Source organism: Roseburia sp. AF15-21 (assembly GCF_003479505.1).
GTDB lineage: Bacteria > Bacillota > Clostridia > Lachnospirales > Lachnospiraceae > Roseburia_C > Roseburia_C amylophila.
Genome location: NZ_QUHG01000001.1, coordinates 455107 through 472345 on the forward strand (window position 1 = coordinate 455107; position 17239 = coordinate 472345).

General features: G+C 39.9%; 19 protein-coding genes. All 19 read right to left on the minus strand.

Annotation, left to right across the window (positions count from 1 at the left end):
• Positions 1 to 48 precede the first annotated feature (48 nt).
• Entirely contained in the window at positions 49 to 786 is a 738-nt protein-coding gene (gene rpsB / locus DWW33_RS02215) for a 30S ribosomal protein S2 (protein WP_022243279.1), read from the minus strand.
• A gap of 142 nt (positions 787 to 928) precedes the next feature.
• On the minus strand, positions 929 to 1483 hold the full coding sequence (locus DWW33_RS02220) for a hypothetical protein (protein ID WP_022243280.1): 555 nt from the start codon (positions 1481 to 1483) through the stop codon (positions 929 to 931).
• Entirely contained in the window at positions 1473 to 2138 is a 666-nt protein-coding gene (locus DWW33_RS02225; RefSeq protein WP_117698702.1) for a DUF6115 domain-containing protein, read from the minus strand. The genes DWW33_RS02220 and DWW33_RS02225 overlap by 11 nt, the downstream gene beginning before the upstream one ends.
• Positions 2139 to 2157: 19 nt before the next feature.
• Positions 2158 to 2472 carry a hypothetical protein gene (locus DWW33_RS02230; protein WP_147342271.1) on the minus strand — a complete coding sequence of 105 codons (315 nt, stop codon included), beginning with the start codon at positions 2470 to 2472 and terminating at the stop codon, positions 2158 to 2160.
• 30 nt (positions 2473 to 2502) lie between these two features.
• Positions 2503 to 4098, minus strand: coding sequence for a FapA family protein (locus DWW33_RS02235; RefSeq protein WP_158564717.1), 1596 nt, complete (start codon positions 4096 to 4098; stop codon positions 2503 to 2505).
• A gap of 13 nt (positions 4099 to 4111) precedes the next feature.
• Positions 4112 to 4882, minus strand: coding sequence for a sigma-70 family RNA polymerase sigma factor (locus DWW33_RS02240; protein WP_117841159.1), 771 nt, complete (start codon positions 4880 to 4882; stop codon positions 4112 to 4114).
• Positions 4883 to 4906: 24 nt separating this feature from the next.
• A complete protein-coding gene (locus DWW33_RS02245; protein WP_117699038.1) occupies positions 4907 to 5215 on the minus strand; it encodes a hypothetical protein in 309 nt (102 codons plus the stop codon).
• 15 nt (positions 5216 to 5230) lie between these two features.
• On the minus strand, positions 5231 to 5716 hold the full coding sequence (locus DWW33_RS02250) for a chemotaxis protein CheD (protein WP_022243286.1): 486 nt from the start codon (positions 5714 to 5716) through the stop codon (positions 5231 to 5233).
• 14 nt (positions 5717 to 5730) lie between these two features.
• Positions 5731 to 6351, minus strand: a complete 621-nt coding sequence (locus DWW33_RS02255) for a chemotaxis protein CheC (protein ID WP_022243287.1) — start codon at positions 6349 to 6351, stop codon at positions 5731 to 5733.
• Between the two features lie 70 nt (positions 6352 to 6421).
• Positions 6422 to 6886 (minus strand): chemotaxis protein CheW, encoded by a 465-nt coding sequence (locus DWW33_RS02260; protein WP_022243288.1) that lies wholly within the window; start codon positions 6884 to 6886, stop codon positions 6422 to 6424.
• 15 nt (positions 6887 to 6901) lie between these two features.
• Positions 6902 to 8989 carry a chemotaxis protein CheA gene (locus DWW33_RS02265; protein ID WP_118638755.1) on the minus strand — a complete coding sequence of 696 codons (2088 nt, stop codon included), beginning with the start codon at positions 8987 to 8989 and terminating at the stop codon, positions 6902 to 6904.
• A gap of 2 nt (positions 8990 to 8991) precedes the next feature.
• Complete coding sequence (locus DWW33_RS02270) at positions 8992 to 10059, minus strand: protein-glutamate methylesterase/protein-glutamine glutaminase (RefSeq protein WP_118057393.1); 1068 nt, start codon at positions 10057 to 10059, stop codon at positions 8992 to 8994.
• 15 nt (positions 10060 to 10074) lie between these two features.
• Entirely contained in the window at positions 10075 to 10815 is a 741-nt protein-coding gene (locus tag DWW33_RS02275; protein ID WP_118638756.1) for a flagellar brake protein, read from the minus strand.
• Positions 10816 to 10823: 8 nt separating this feature from the next.
• Positions 10824 to 11699, minus strand: a complete 876-nt coding sequence (locus DWW33_RS02280) for a MinD/ParA family protein (RefSeq protein ID WP_117699044.1) — start codon at positions 11697 to 11699, stop codon at positions 10824 to 10826.
• Positions 11700 to 11703: 4 nt separating this feature from the next.
• Positions 11704 to 12939 carry a flagellar biosynthesis protein FlhF gene (gene flhF / locus DWW33_RS02285; RefSeq protein WP_117841163.1) on the minus strand — a complete coding sequence of 412 codons (1236 nt, stop codon included), beginning with the start codon at positions 12937 to 12939 and terminating at the stop codon, positions 11704 to 11706.
• A 1-nt stretch (position 12940) separates the two neighbouring features.
• On the minus strand, positions 12941 to 14974 hold the full coding sequence (flhA, locus tag DWW33_RS02290) for a flagellar biosynthesis protein FlhA (RefSeq protein ID WP_022243294.1): 2034 nt from the start codon (positions 14972 to 14974) through the stop codon (positions 12941 to 12943).
• A 30-nt stretch (positions 14975 to 15004) separates the two neighbouring features.
• Positions 15005 to 16132: a flagellar biosynthesis protein FlhB gene (gene flhB, locus DWW33_RS02295; protein ID WP_117947056.1), complete on the minus strand. Its 1128-nt coding sequence runs from the start codon at positions 16130 to 16132 to the stop codon at positions 15005 to 15007.
• Between the two features lie 25 nt (positions 16133 to 16157).
• Positions 16158 to 16940 (minus strand): flagellar biosynthetic protein FliR, encoded by a 783-nt coding sequence (gene fliR / locus DWW33_RS02300; protein WP_117699047.1) that lies wholly within the window; start codon positions 16938 to 16940, stop codon positions 16158 to 16160.
• Positions 16941 to 16960: 20 nt separating this feature from the next.
• On the minus strand, positions 16961 to 17230 hold the full coding sequence (gene fliQ, locus DWW33_RS02305; protein WP_197420812.1) for a flagellar biosynthesis protein FliQ: 270 nt from the start codon (positions 17228 to 17230) through the stop codon (positions 16961 to 16963).
• Positions 17231 to 17239: the final 9 nt, after the last annotated feature.

The window sequence follows — 17239 nt, forward strand, 5'->3', positions numbered from 1 at the left end:
CTGTTTTATACACACGTTGTGTGTTTCTTATCGTTTAAAATACTGTTCTTATGCCTCTACAGCTTCTTCTGCATCCTCTGCAGCTTCAGTGTCAACATCAACAGTTCCCTGATTTGCTTCGATAACAGCATCTGCCATTTTAGAAACGATTAATTTAACGGCTCTGATTGCATCATCGTTACCAGGAATTACATAATCTAACTCTTCCGGATCACAGTTTGTATCTGCAATACCAATAAGTGGAATTCCTAAGGAATGAGCTTCCTGAACGCAGATTCTTTCTTTCTTAGGATCTACGATAAAGATAGCATCTGGAATCTTCTTCATTTCTTTAATTCCGCCTAAGTTCTTCTGTAATTTGTCTAATTCTTTCTTTAATTTGATAACTTCTTTCTTAGGAAGAACATCAAATGTTCCATCCTCTTCCATAGTTTCGATTGCTTTTAATCTTGCAATACGGCTCTGGATTGTCTTGAAGTTAGTAAGCATACCACCTAACCATCTCTCGTTTACATAGAACATGTTACAACGCTCTGCTTCTGTTTTGATAGCATCCTGAGCCTGTTTCTTTGTTCCTACGAAAAGAATAGTACCACCATCAGCAGCGATATCTGCCATAGCTTTGTAAGCCTCATCAACTTTGCCTACAGATTTCTGCAGGTCGATGATGTAGATACCATTTCTCTCTGTGTAGATGTATGGAGCCATTTTAGGATTCCATCTTCTGGTCTGATGTCCAAAATGAACACCTGCTTCTAATAACTGTTTCATTGAAATAACGCTCATTGTTTTTCCTCCATTTGGTTATTCTTCCATATACTTCTTATTATCAGACAACCTTGCGGCACCAATCTGACAATCGGTATATGTGTAAATTTATCGCAACGCATGGATTATATCATACTCAGCCATGCTATGCAACCTTTTTTTAATGATGAATCGTTTTATCCGTAAGTATTCCGGCAATTTCTTCATAGCCAGCCCCTTCCGGAATCGTTACGGTTCCGGGCAGGACAAAATTGGCATAATTATTATCTACCATATATTTATTAAATGCTTCTGCATTGTCCACAAGACCTTCTTCCTGCAGACGCTGCGAAACCGCATTAGAAGAATCTCCTACTTCTACGGTAAATTCCTTCTGTACCATATTGGTTCCATCCTGTGACGGTGGTACGGCATCCGCTCCATCTGTTCCCACATCCTGCGATATCTCCCCTGAATCAGTTGTTCCCGGCTGCATATCTGTCTGTTCTGTATTAAAACCGTCTTCCGTGCTCTTTGGAATCTCATCTTCTGTTTCTGTAGCTTTTGGTATGGTGTCCTTTCCGGTATCTTCCATTACCATTCCAAGTTCTTTTGCCCTTGCAATGATTTCATCATCTGAAAGGTCATTTTTCTTCATTGCAAATGATATGGATAAGATAATCGTGCTTATCAGAATACCAATTCCCAAGCCTCTCAGATAATACTTAAACTTCACTTGTATCTACTCCTTTATACAATCCTACAACCAATCTCACTTCACCCTGTCCAAGGCCCAGTTCCTTTGCTATCTCTACATACGATTTTCCCTGACTGTATAAGGCAAGGATTTTTTCGTTATGATTCGTCTGCTCCGGCTGTTCTTCCATCTCTCCGGTTGCCGGTTCCGCTTCTGTCTCCACCGGTTCCTCTGTGGCTTTTACTTCTTCTGTTTCTTTAACTACAGACTCTTTCGCCTCTTCTAAGCTCTCACCGATTTCGGCTGACATCTCGCCAATTTGTCCTGCAAGCTTTGTGAGTTCTGTGTGCTTGTCATTTAGCATGCTGTATAAAAACATAATCTCATTATGGGTCTGATTCATCTTCTCCATAACGGTATCCGAATATTCACCGATTGCCAGCATTTTTTCATTGGTCTCTTTATCCAGTGCCCGCTCCACCTTATCTGTGGAATCTTCAATTGCATGGTCAATCTGGTCTTCTATCGCAGCTTCTGCATCTTTCAACTTGTTTTCCAGTATTTTTTTTATCTCATTCTGACTCAGTTCCGCAATACGGTCTAATTCTGCACCGGATAGCTTTTCTGTTACCATAAAGCTTCCTATCATCATAACCAGACCAGCCAGAATCAGGATGATTTCCACGCCTGTCATCTGTCAGATACACTCCTTTTTATATTTTAACATCAAAGCCGCCAATTGCACCTTTGATAACCACACGGTCTTCTTTCTGTTTCTTTTTCCGTTGTTCCTGCCGCTGGTACTGACCCTTTCCCTCTTCCTTTGCATCAAAACGATGTTCTTCCATCTGGGAATCATCTTTCCTGGTCACCTGCTCTGATTGGCGGTATTCTTCTCTTTGCACCTCTATCTGGATGTTCTGCTGATCCACCATTGGTTTCATATCCTGCTGTTGTTTCAGTGTTCCAACATCCTGCGTTCTCTGAATAACTCCATTCATATCTACCGGACGAATCGACATATCCATGCACCTCCAGTCTGTCTCAACCATATGTCATTACATATTTGAGATTTTTACTTCACCCTCATCCTTATAAAGCTGGCAGAAACTTCTGTCATCCTTTACAACAAGGCTTACATCGGTAATATTTACAATTACTCCCGCATACAGTATCTTTGATACTTTCACCCTTGCATTGCTACTGCCATTTAATATACTCTGCAGCCTTTCATATTCATGCTCTAATGATGTACGCTGAGCTTCCTTCTCCTTAAAAGCACGCATAAGCTGTTCAATATACTGGATTTTTCCCTGATCCAGTTTTTCTTTATTCTTAAGCTTCTCTCCATAGGTAGTAAGAATCGTCCGAATCTGTTCAATGGTCTTATTCAGCTGAAGCAGTTCTTCCTGCACTTTCACATAACGTTCTTTCTTTTCCGGATCCACACCAACTTCAATACGTGTTCCTGCTCCAAGGCTGGAACCAATGGTCTGGGCTTCTACCAGACTGCCTGCCCGGATAACACCACCTGTTATGAATCCATTCTTACCACTTACGCGAACCTCCGTTGCTGCGGATACCTTACTATGTAAAATAGAATCTGTTTCAACATAACCTCCGGAAATGATGGTTGCATTTTCAATAAACTTGCAGATAACATTTCCCTGTGCCTGAAGTATTCCTTTGGTCATTCCATGAATTCCGCGTTTTACAATGATCTGACCACCCGCCTGTATCAGCGCATCTTCTACCACGCCTTCTACTACTACATCACCTTTTGCAATAATTGAAAAACCACCTTTTACATTACCTCTTACGGTAACGTTTCCCGGATAATCAATATTACCGGTGGAATTATCCACATCAGCCGGCACTTCATAGACATCTGATACAAATACTTTACCATTTACCAGACTTGCATGTCCGGTTACTTCAGAGTACAGTTCTGTTTTGTCTTCCGATACCCGGATATTATTTCCATATTCTAACTGAAGGGAGCGTACCTGTTTTGGTTTAATTTCTTTTCCCTGTACATCATATCCTTTGATTCCATGATCTTCCGGAAATAATTTTGCCAGAAGGTCTCCTTCTTTGATATGGCTGATTACATTCAGTTCACGGTAATCTACCGAACCATCTTCATTTTTCTTCGGCTTTAAATTAACATCTGTATTAAAATAATATTCAATTCTGGCATCCTGACCATCTACCGGTTTCTTTCCTTTTGCCAGCACAAAATCGGTACAGTATGCTCTATCCTGGAAAAATTTCAAAATTTCATCCTGATCAACCCCTGCTTTGACACCTTTTGCAGTTAAATCCCTTAAGATTTCCTGCGCATTCATATTCGTGCCGCCTGCAGCCGGATAAAATCTGCACACCGCCTCCATGGCATCTGCTGATACTGTTACGGACATCTCTTCATTTATCTGAATCGGATAAATATCTCCGACCATAATCTCTGTCATCTCATTGCTGTTAATTGCTGCAACCAGTTCCTTTAAATTATAATCCGGGCAGCCATGCCTTTCCAGATACTCTGTCAGTTCACCAATTTCAATAACATTTCCTTCCAGAGCTGCCGGGAAAAGCTTAATATAAGTCGCATGTTCCTTTATCACAAATTGAAAATAAGCATTTGCCTGTCCCATAGCTTCCCTCCTTTTAACTTTCATCAACCAATATATCCATATAACTTCCCATTTTCTTTTTCATCTTTGCCAGAGCCCTGGTATGAAGCTGGGATATTCTTGATTCAGATACTTCAAGAATACTGCTGATTTCCTTCAAGGTAAGTTCTTCATAATAATAAAGTTCAATTACCCTGCGTTCCTTTTCCGTCAAGGTCTCAAGGCTTTGTGCCAAAACTTCTTTCAGTTCGCTTTCTGCCACCACATCTTCCGGTTGTGCAAAATGGGAATTTTTTGTCGCATCCATCGCAGGCTCTGTTCCCTGCTCCACAAACTCATTTAAAGAAACAACATTGGTAACTTTTAACTGGGACTGCCAGTTCAGGTATTCATCCTCTGATACCCCGAGTTCGCTTGCAATCTCTTCATCCAATGCCGTCTTTCCTGTCTTCATTTCTATATTTTTTATTGCTTCGTCAATCTTTTTCTGTTTTTGGCGAACAGCCCTCGGTATCCAGTCCATTTTACGAATCTGGTCTAATATTGCCCCACGGATTCGAAGGCTTGCATATGTCTCAAATTTAACATCCTTGCTTCGGTCAAATTTATCAATTGCATCAATCAGTCCAAAGATTCCATAGCTGACCAAATCTTCATATTCTACATTATATCCAAGATACATACTCAATCTGCCCGCTACTAATTTAACTAACGGAGCATATTCTATGATAATCTGTTCCCGTATTTCAGATACTGGATTTTTCTGATAGCTTTCCCACAGTTTTTCTCTGTCCACTGTTTTCATGCCATAGCCTCCGGTTTCTTATAATTACTCTTCTTTCGCTCTTTTCTCTTCCTCTTTTTCTGACTTTTCTGATGTATCTTCTTTTTTCTCATCAGCAGACTCTTCTGCATCACCATCTGCTTTTTCTTCTGTACTGCTTTCTTCATCCTTTGCAGCTTTAAAATTCTTTTCCAAGATATAAGCTGCAATGCCCCCAAGCAGATAGAATATAATCAGTACCAGCAATAATGTCTTTGTAAAGGCAAGCAATTCCATTTTCTGAAAAATTGCCACAATACAGGTAATAAATCCTGCGGTCAACATTACGATTGCAGGAATCGGTTTTGTCTTCATCTTTACATCCTCAATCTAAATAATTTTCAATTCTTTTCCAACAGACTTAATATAGAATTCTCCGGTATCGCAATGTAATTCTACGGTACGTCCATAATTCAGCCCAGTATCCTCTGCCAGAAGCGGAATACCAAGCTCCTTCAGTTTCTGTCTGGAAGCTTCTGCATTTCTTGCTCCAATATTTCCCACTTCAGAGTTACCACTTACCTCGAACATTCTGGCTCCGCCTGCAATCTTTGCTACAAGCCTGCTCTTTGCCGCCCCTGCTTCTGTCATCCGGCGAACCAGCTCTACAATTCCTGTATCTGCGAATTTCGCTATATTCGAATTATTTTTCATCTTTGTACTGTCTGGCAGCATAATATGTGCAAGTCCGCCAATCTTTGTAACCGGGTCTAGCAATGCTATTCCTATACAGGAACCCAGTCCTAATGTGGTAATTGTATCCGGAGCCTTGCAAATATTTAAGTCTGCCATACCAACTTTTATTACTTCACCCATTGATACCCTTCTCCTTATAAGGTAATTCCCAAAGATTTCAGAATCTTCTCATAAGACTCAAGGTCAGGTAACAGAATAAAATATCCTTCTATCATCACTTCATCTCCAAATTCTGTCGTAATCATAAGTGCATTGTCTCCAATTTTACCAAACTGTATTGCCGGAACACTTAAAATAGCTCCCGCCATATCAATTGCAATATAAGGAACCGATGGTGCAATAGTAAGCTGCGTCATGGCAGAAAGCGCGTTCAGATAAGAACCGGCAATGATATTTCCTATTTCTTTTAATGCAGACATATCCATCTCATCAAAATCTTCCGCATAATCTGCCGGACGTCCCATTAGTTTATTTACCAGATAATGTGCAGAATCAAGTTTCATAAGAAACATCATGCTGCCGGTAATATCATCTGTTACTTCCAGATAGATTCCTACGATTGACTCATCTTCCGGGCAAATTGCAGAACCCAGTTCCTGAAAGGTCAGTAATTCAACTCTTGGTACATCCATATTAATCCGGATATTCAACATATTTGCCATTGCAGTTGTTGCATTTCCGGCACCAATATTTCCAATTTCTTTTAAGACATCCACATACATGTCATTTACCTGGTTCAAAGTATAATCCGCCAATTTTATCCTCCTGTTGTCATTTCAAGATATAGAATATAGTGAGGCATTTGCCTCACTATATCTATAACAATTACGCATTTTCTTTTTCTTCTATAATAGAATGAATATCCAGAAGGGAAATTAATTCATCTCCGTTTTTACCGATTCCATCGATAAAAGATACCTTGGCATTCTTCATATCGCCACTCACTTTATCAATTTCATTGGTTCCTAATGTAACAACTTCTTTTACTTCATCCACGATTATTCCCAGTGCACTCTGCTGTTCAATTTTTAAAATTATAATACGGCTGGCATTGGTAAATACATCTTCTTCCAGTTCCATACGGATTCTGAGACTCATAACCGGTACGATTTCTCCACGAAGATTGATAATTCCTTTAAAGAAATTCTGTACTCTAGGTACTCTTGTAATCTTCTGCATACGGACAATATTGTCTACATAACTGATATCGATTCCGTACTGCTCATTTCCGATTTTTACAACAATATACTGTTTTCTGATATTTTCTACTGTTTCAAGTTGCTCTGCCACTCTGCACACCCCCTGTTAAATCAATGTATTTGCATCCAGGATTAATGCGACTTCGCCATCACCCAGAATTGTTGCACCGCTGATTGTCTTATTATTATTAATATACTTACCAAGTGATTTAATTACGATTTCCTGCTGTCCAAGAAGATTGTCTACAACAAGTCCTGCATAACGGTCGCCTTTTCTTACGATAACAACAGTAAGGCTTTCTACTTCTTCATCCTTCGGTGGAATATCAAGTATCTGATCCAGCCGGATGATTGGAATAACAGAACCACGTAAATTAATTACTTCCTTGGATTCTACATATTTAATATCTTCAACCGGAATATCCTCGATAGTCTGAATTGCGCCTAACGCAATTGCATATTTTTCATCGCGGATTTCTACCATCAATGCCTGAATGATTGCCAGTGTAAGTGGCAGTCTTACTACGAATTTGGTTCCAACGCCAAGTTTGCTCTTTACCTCAACATCTCCGCCTAATGCTTCAATATTGGATTTAACAACGTCAAGACCTACACCACGTCCGGAAATATCGGTAATCTGTTTTGCCATAGAGAAACTCGGCATAAATAAGAAATCGATAATTTCTTTCTGGCTCAGCTTTTCTGCCTGTTCCGGTGTTACCAGACCACGCTCTATTGCTTTTGCTTTAACCTTCTCTGTATCAATTCCGTTACCATCATCACTTACTTCAATGATTACATTATTTCCTTCCTGGAATGCATTCAGATTAATGGTTCCTGTTTCTGGCTTACCGCGTTCCTTACGAACTTCTGCACTCTCAAGACCATGGTCAGCAGAGTTACGAAGCAGATGCTGCAACGGGTCGCCAATCTGGTCAACTACAGTACGATCAAGTTCTGTATCTTCACCGGTCATGCACAATTCCATCTTCTTATTCAATCTTCTGGAAAGGTCACGAATCATACGTGGGAATTTGTTTACAACGCTCTCAATTGGAACCATCCGCACTTTCATAACCGATTCATGAAGACTGGTTGTAATTCTTTCCAGATACTCAATCTGCTCATGGAATGACTGATTCTGGAAATTGCCTCCTTCCTGGGAGCCAATGGATACCAGACTGTTTTTTGCAATAATCAGCTCACTCACCTGGTTCATCAGTGCATCCAGTTTTTCGATATCCACACGCACGGTACGGTTTGTAACCGGTTTGCCTGCCGGTTTTGACTTAGTCTGTGCCGGTTTATTCTCTTTATGTACTGCCTGCTCTGCCGGCTTTGCTGCTGATGTATTTGCCGGAAGATTTTCCTGTACATTTTCCTCATGGAATAGAGTTGCCGTCTTCACTTCTTCACCAACAGCATCCGCAATTTCAGATACATTTTTAACTGCTTTTAAAATATCATCTAATGCAGCATTGGATGATAAGAACAAACTGAAGTCCAGTTCAAAACGTTCATCCTCAATATCCTGGGAACTTGGACTGTAAACAACAATCTGTCCAAACTCTTCTACTGCTTTAAATACAAGGAATGCTCTTGCCGCTTTCAAAAGGCAATCTTTCTGTACTTCTACTGTAATTCCGTAAATTTTGTTTCCACTTTCTTCAGCTGCTTTTAACGCATCTTTATCTTTGGAAGAAAATTCTACGCTTAAGTATTTCTTTTTACCATCACCGTTTTCCGGTTCTTCTGCTTTCTTTTCTTCTTTTTTCTCTTCCTTTGCAGGTGCGGCTGCTCCGCCGTTCTCTGCATTCTCTAAGAATTTGTTCAAAGCTGTAATCAGTGCTTCGTTGTCTTCTGTACCTTCATCTGATGTACTCTTGATCGTATCGAGGTAACTTTCAATTGCATCCAGACACTGGAAAAGAATATCAATCATTTCACTGGTGACTTTTACTTTGTCACTACGAACTTCCTGGAATACATTTTCCATATCATGAGTCAGATGCTGCATTCTCTTAAAGCCCATGGTTCCTGCCATTCCCTTTAAGGAGTGTGCTGCACGGAAAATTTCATTAATGGTATCTTTGTTTTCCGGCTCCTTTTCCAAAGTCATAATGCAATCATTCAGGCTCTGGATATGCTCACTTGTCTCATCAATAAAAATTTCTAGATACTGGCTTACATCCATCTTTAATTTACCCCCACATTCTTTAGAATTGTGTCCGCAACACTTTCTAATGGTACTATTTCATCAACAAGTCCTGTCTCTGCAATTGCCTTTGGCATTCCATATACCACAGATGTTTCTTCATCCTGAGCAATTACGTATACATTTTTTTCTTTCTGGAGTTCTGAAATTCCCTTTGTTCCATCAGCACCCATTCCGGTAAGAACTACACAGGTAATTTCATCATAGCCGCTGTCCATCAAAGACTCATACATCAGATTGGCACATGGTCTTAATCCACCAATTGCCGGTGCATCACTTAAAACAATACAGTGCGTTCCATCTGCTAACCGCTGTACCAGTAAATGTTTTCCTCCCGGTGCCACATAAACATGTCCTTTTTCCAAGACATCACCTTCGTTTGCCTCTTTCACATCCAGCGGGCTGAGTTCATTCAGCCGGGCTGCCATGGATTTTGTAAAACCAGCCGGCATATGCTGAACCACAAGAACTGGTGCATCCATATTGGATTTCAGCAATGGAATTACACTCTGTAAGGATTTTGGACCGCCTGTGGAACATGCAATTGCAACAATCTTGCTCCGGGCTGCATCCTTCGTTCTAATCTTCCGGACAGCTGCCGGTTTTACCACATTCGTAATTACTTTTTTCTGATACGTCTGTGTGCTTCCTGCTGTAGTTATTGTTGCAAGAACTTTTATCAGTTTTTCCCGGAAACGCTGTCCCTTTGTCTCTATCAGATTATTGGGTTTCTCGATAAAGTCAATTGCACCACGTTCCATTGCCTTGAGTGTAACTTCAGCTCCATCTGTCGTTAATGTACTGACCATTACTACTGTTGCTTTTATATTTTCTTTTTGTAATCTTTCAAGTAGTTCCAGTCCGTTCATTCTTGGCATATTTACATCTAAAACAACTGCGTCATATGCTTTCTGACACAATTTCTCATATGCTTCCAAGCCATCTCTGCATGTATCCGTTGCCTGAAAACCACTATCTGAATTAATTATATCACAGATAACTCTTCTCATGAGTGCTGAGTCATCAACAACCAGAATATTCTTTTTCATTCTATTAATTTAACCCTATCCTTTTCCTCTCTGTCTTGCTTTTCTTTCTTCTGCAAAAATATACCTGATAATTTCTTCCCTTATTTTATCATCACGAATAATAAATTTCAGTCGGTTTTCATACATATTATCACGATTTAACAGCTTCGTACTTCGCAGGATATATCCTGGAAGATAATATTGTTTTTCACCGGTCTGCGTCTGTAGCATCACAATAATCAGAACAGCTTTTCCCTCTTCTAACTGCTCATTCGTTACAAAGCGTACACCACCTCCACTGATATCAACAATAGTGCCCTTTTTCTGCTTTTTATAAAAATTATCATCCCTGAGACTTGCGATGATGTCTTCCGTCTGTTCCATTTCCGATTCTTCGTCTGTCAGATGGAAATACCCCATATCAAGGACACATTCCATACGGTAATATTCCCGCCTCTGATATTTGCTCAATGGTGTATTTAATACAATCCGGAGCAGGTAGCGGTTCTCCGTCTTATAACGTTCCCAGATCTGACCAATGCTTTTATACAATCCATTCGGTGTATAGAATACAAATTCATAGCGAAGTCCCAGTGGAAGTAATATCAGTTTTCCACTCTGAATCGGCATCATTATCTCCATTTCACCATTTTCAAACAGTTCAAAAATCTGACTCTTGTAAACTGGTGCAGCCTTTTCTGCAGATTCTGGCCTTTCCGTCTGGTTCACTATATGAATATCAATTTTCATTCCTTCCCGTAAAACATTTGAAATCATTCTATCACCTATCTGTTATTAAAAAATTCAGCAAACAACTGGGCAAAGCCCCGCTTCATCAACGGAATATCATGCGCACCTTCTATAAGATTATTTGCAAGTATCTCAAATGCTTTTGCCGACTTGGTCTCCGGTGCATATAAAGATACTGTCTGCTGCTGGCGTATTGCTTTTTCAAACATGGAATCCTGCGGTATCATGCCGAGATATTCAAGATTACCATTTAAAAACTGTGACACAACGGTATTTAATTTATCATATACTGCCTGTCCATCTTCCACAGAATTTACACGGTTGGCAACCACATGAATCTGCGTTCCGCTTTTGGCAAAATTCGGATTCCGGTGCAGTGCCTTTAACAGAGAATAGGAATCGGTCAGTGAGCTTGGTTCCGGTGTTGATACCAGAAGGACCTCCGGACAAGCCATAACAAATTCCAATACGCTGTCTGCAATTCCTGCTCCGGTATCCACCAGTACAATATCAGCCATTTCATCTAACTGTGCCAGATTACGTACTAAAAAAGTAATCTGATCCTTGGACAGATTATTCATTCCCACAATGCCGGAGCCGCCTGAGATAAAGCTTACTCCTGCCGGTCCCTCTGTTATAATCTGCCGCATATCCATTCCCCGGTATATAACATCACTCAAATTATGTTTTGGTATTGCTCCAAGCATAACTTCTACATTTGCCAGTCCCAAATCAGCATCAAAAATAATAACTTTCTTATTCATTTTCTGAAGCTGGATTGCCAGATTAACTGTAACGCTGGATTTTCCCACGCCACCTTTTCCACTGGTAACCGTAATTACTCTTGCTTTCTGGGGAAGCTTCTGGTTCTTTAATTTAATTACATTGCGCAGCTTTTCTGCCTGATCCATATTATTATCTGCCTCCCAATAACTGTTTTACAATTTTCTGTGACTGGAAAATTTCAATATCATCTGGCACATTCTGCCCTGTTGTCACATAGGAAACATCCGCACCAGAATACATGCGAATATTTAACAGACTACCATAACTACTGGTTTCATCTAATTTAGTAAAAATAATCTTATAATCCGATATCTCATGGTATTTATCTACAATTTCCATCAAATCGCGGTATTTTGTAGTTGCGCTTAATACCAGATAAACATCCTTCTCATATTTGTCATCCAGACTTTCTATGAGGTTTCTCATATCTTTTCTCTGATCTTCATTCTTATAAGAGAATCCTGCGGTATCTACCAGAACGAGATCATAATCCTTTACACGCTCTATGGCTGCATTCATTTCTTCCGATGAATAAATAACTGTCAGCGGTGTATCTAAGATATTCGCATAAGTACGTAACTGTTCTGCCGCAGCAATCCGATAAGTATCTGCTGTTAAAAGTGCTACTTTTTTGCCATAATCCACTTTAAATCTGGAAGCCACTTTTGCAATGGTTGTTGTCTTGCCAACACCGGTTGGTCCAATAAAAAATACGATTTTAGGCTGTCCCGGTACCAGTTCAATCTTTTGAGGCTGCCCGAATTTTAATACCATTTTCTGGTAAACATTGGATAAGATAATATCCATGCTTGCACTGCCTCTTAAATTCTTCTCCACATCATCTAATATCTGGTTGACATATCTTTCATTCACTTCATTATCCAGTAATGTTTCATAAATCATGCGGATACAACGGAAAGTCTCAGACTGCTGATGCTTCATATCCTTTGGAGCATCAGTTTCCTTTTCCGGCTTTTCCTCTTCTTTTGGTTCTTCCTCTTTTTCCGGTTTTAACTTCTTTTCTAATAAATTAGAAAGACTTTCTATCTTTTCTTCCAAATCATGACTGCTTTCCGGATGAATGGCTGCTGGTTCCGGTGCCGGAATTTCAATTTTTTCATTTGCTGCAAAATTTATGCTGTCATGCATCTTTAATGGAGCATGTAACGCAGGAAGAGGATTAACTGTCTGTTCCTTTTCCTCTAATGCTGCCGTCACTTCATAAGTTGTGCTCTTTAATGCCCGGAATAAACCCTTCGGTTTGATTTCCTTTACATTCATAATCACAACTGCTTCTCCCATTTCCTTTTTTGCCTTATCAACTGCCTCTTCTCTTGTTCTGCCCTGAAATTTATTAATCGTCATTTTATGCTGTCACCATCCCTACTGATTGTAATTCCACATTTGATTCCACTTCATTATAAGACACCACAATGAGGTCTTTGAAATAGTCCTCGGTGAGTTTCTTAAAATACATCCGCACAATTGGCGAAGTAATGACAATCGGATTCTTTCCAATATTCTCTAACTTCGCCACTTCCTGCTTCAAGGATTCCATAATATTCTTGGTCTTCTCCGGGTCTAAAGTCAGATAAGCTCCCTGCTCAGTCTGTTTTACAGAACCCATGATTTCCTGTTCCACCTTCGGATCTAATGTTACCACGCTGGTTGTCTCATTTGCCGGAAAGTATTTACTTGAAATTGCACGTTTTAATCCCTGACGCACATATTCTGTCAATACATCGGTATCCCTGGTTGTTACCGCATGGTCTGCTAAATTTTCAAAAATCGTAAGCAGGTCACGGATAGAGATGCCCTCCTGTAAAAGATTCTGTAAAACTTTCTGAATTTCACCAATACTAAGAAGCTTCGGTGTAAGTTCATCCACAAGTGCAGGATTGTTTTCCTTGATATTACTAATAAGATTAGATACATCCTGTCTGGTAAGAAGTTCTGCAATATGGGAACGGATTACCTCTGTCAGATGGGTGGCAATAATAGATGGCGGATCTACTACGGTATAGCCAAGACTCTCCGCACGCTCTCTCTGTCCCTCTGTAATCCAGATTGCCGGCAGATGGAAGGATGGCTCAAAGGTCGGAATACCGGTGATTTCCTCTTCCACATATCCCGGATTCATTGCCATATAGTGGTCAAAAAGGATTTCTCCTTCTGTTACCTGAATTCCCTTTATCTTAATAATATACTGGTTAGGATTTAACTGAATATTATCACGCAGACGAATAATCGGAACCACTGTTCCAAGTTCCAGTGCAATCTGTCTACGAATCATTACTACACGGTCCAAAAGGTCTCCACCCTGATTTACATCTGCCAGTGGAATAATACCATAACCAAACTCCAGTTCAATAGGATCAACCTGAAGCAGTGAAACCACATTCTCCGGCCGCCGGATTTCTTCTGCCGCCGTTTCATCTGCATTGGTTTCCTCTTCGATTTCTTCCACCTTTACATCCTTTTGTATCTTCCGTCCGGCAGCTAAAAATGCAATGCCAAGTGCACAGAAAAGTACCGGATTCAGCGGAGTTGCAATTCCAAGAAAGGTTATCGTTGCACCTACAATATACAATACCTTGGGAATTCCAAAAAGCTGTTTTACCAGCATGGATCCAAAATCTGCTTCACTGGATGCTTTTGTTACCAGAATACCTGTTGCCAGCGAAATCAAAAGAGACGGAACCTGGCTGACCAGTCCATCACCAATAGTTAATATACCATATTTCTGAAGTGCCTCCATGGCAGACAGCCCGCCATTCATGACCCCCATAATTGTTCCACCAATCAGGTTGATGAATGTAATAATAAGGCCGGCCGTTGCATCTCCTTTTACATACTTGGTTGCACCATCCATAGAACCAAAGAAGTTAGATTCCTGCTGAATCTTAGTTCTCCGTTCTCTTGCTTCCTTCTCTGTGATGGCACCAGTATTTAAATCTGCGTCAATTGCCATCTGTTTTCCAGGCATTGCATCCAATGTAAAACGTGCAGTTACCTCAGATACACGCTCAGAACCTTTATTGATAACGATAAACTGTATCAGAATCAGGACAATAAATACAATTGCTCCGATTACAAGATTACCACCACCTACAAAGCCTCCAAAGGTCTCTACTACATTTCCTGGTTCACCGGTAGATAAAATCAATCGGGTGGAAGAAACATTTAATGAGATTCGGAATATGGTGGTAAACAATAACAGTGTCGGGAAAAATGACATATCCAGCACTTCTTTTGCAAATAATGCATTAAAAAGAATAATCATTGCCAGTGAAATATTAATCGCCAGCATGACATCCAATAAAATAGAAGGAATCGGAATAATAAAGAATATGACTGCAGCAAGAAGATAGATTGCTACACCAAAATCCGCTTTTTTCATTCCGGTTTCCTCCTTTCATTTAAATTCGTATTAATTTCTGCCTTTTAGATTGTAAACCATCGCAAGCACTTCTGCAACTGCCTGATACAATTCTGGTGGAATTTCTGCTCCGACATTTACATTTGCATAAAGCATACGCGCCAACGGTTTATTCTCTACAATTTCCACCTGATTTTCTCTTGCCACTTCCTTAATCTTTGCAGCCAGAAAATCTTCACCCTTTGCAACCACAACCGGTGCTTTGGATACTTCCGCATCATACCTTATCGCAACTGCATAATGGGTCGGGTTCGTAATGACTACGTCTGCCTTCGGCACATCCTGCATCATTCGCCGCTGCGATGCCTCACGCATTCTCTGACGCTGTCTTCCCTTAATCTGTGGGTCTCCCTCAGTATTCTTATACTCGTCCTTTACTTCCTGTTTGGTCATCTTCATTTCTTCTTTGAATTTATGTTTCTGATAAATCAAATCAGTGATTCCGACAATCAGGTAAACCAGACTTATTTTTAAACCCACATCCACAATAAGTCCGGCAATCAATGCAACTGCCTGCAACAGTTCCATATCATAGATAACAAATAATTCTCCCTGCCTGTCCCTAATCTCGGAATACGCCACATACATGACCAGTGCCACTTTGACAATAGACTTTACAAGTTCAAACAGAGAATCTTTGGAAAACATCCGTTTAAAACCATTGATAGGATTAAACTTTGATAATTCCGGTTTTAATGGCTTCCCACTTATTTTCCAGCCCACCTGAAGCACGCTGACTAAAAACGTTACCACCATTCCGATTAAAAGAAACGGTATCATGACCTTTATCATTTCAATCACAGCCTGCGACATTAGCATATGGCTGGATTTTACTGTCATGCCCGTCTTATTTTCTAATAAAATATCCGGGATTTTCCGATAGAAACCTGAAAACTCATTCATTAAGTTTTCTGAGACATAGCTTCCAAAAATCTTCAATCCCAGGAATAAAACAATTAAATCTACTGCTCCGGAAAATTCCTTGCTTTTTGCAACTTTTCCTTCTTCTCTTGCATCTTTTAATTTTTTTGCAGTTGCCGGCTCTGTCTTTTCGCCGCCAGGTCCCTCTTTTGCGAACCACTGCAGATTATATTTCAGAAGTAAATCTCTTTCCTCCATATAAATCTCCTATTCATGTACCAGCTTATCCATGCATTCCTGATGCAATTCCGGTAACCATCCGTTTCATCTCAGTAAACACAAAATCGGATACATACGGAAGCAGCTGTATCGTCAAAAACAAAACCAGAAATCCAAGCAATATCTTAAGCTGGATACCAACAGAAAACATATTCATCTGTGGTGCAATCTTTGCCATGATTCCAAGAATACAGTTCAATATCATTAACACTGCAAAAACAGGAAGTGCCACCCGGAAACCAAGCACCATGGAATCCGTCATATAAGAAACCATGGTCTGAAGCAGGGAATCCCACATAAAATTCTGACCATTTACCGGAATCAGAGTGAAAGAATCAACAATTGCCTGTAAGATATACTGATACATTCCACTGGACATGAGCAATAACATGACCAGATAATTATAAAAATTACCTGTTATCGGAGAATTTGTTTTACTTACCGGATCATACTCGGTCGCCATGGACAAGCCCATATTTAAATCCATAATATTACCCGCAAATAAAACAATGGAATTACAAATATTTGCTCCAAAACCAATCAGCAATCCTGTAATTCCCTCTTTCACGACAATTGTGGCATATTCAATTACTCCTCCATATTCTATCGTGCTTTCAGGTAATACTCCAATCAACAGGATGGATACAAATACTGAGAAACCAATTTTGACTCTTCCCGGAGTATTCGACATGCTAAAAAATGGAGCCGAAAAAACAAAAGAAGTAATCCTCACCAGAACCAGCAAAAAATATTCAAATGTAAGCAGTGAGAAACTATAATTAACCATGTTTTATCTCTACCTGTATATCAACTGATATATAAACTAAAATCAGACCACAATCTCGTCATAAAATCAGTCATATTATTCAGCATCCACGCTCCAAAGAGAAGCATTCCTGCAAATACAGCCAGAATCTTCGGTACAAAGGTAAGCGTCTGTTCCTGAATAGATGTAACCGTCTGAAAAATACTAATAATCAAGCCTACGATAAGTGATATTAAAAGCAATGGAGCCGAAGTTAAAATAATATTATAAATAGCATCCCTTGCAATATCTAAAACTTCTCCCTGTGTGATCAATTTCTA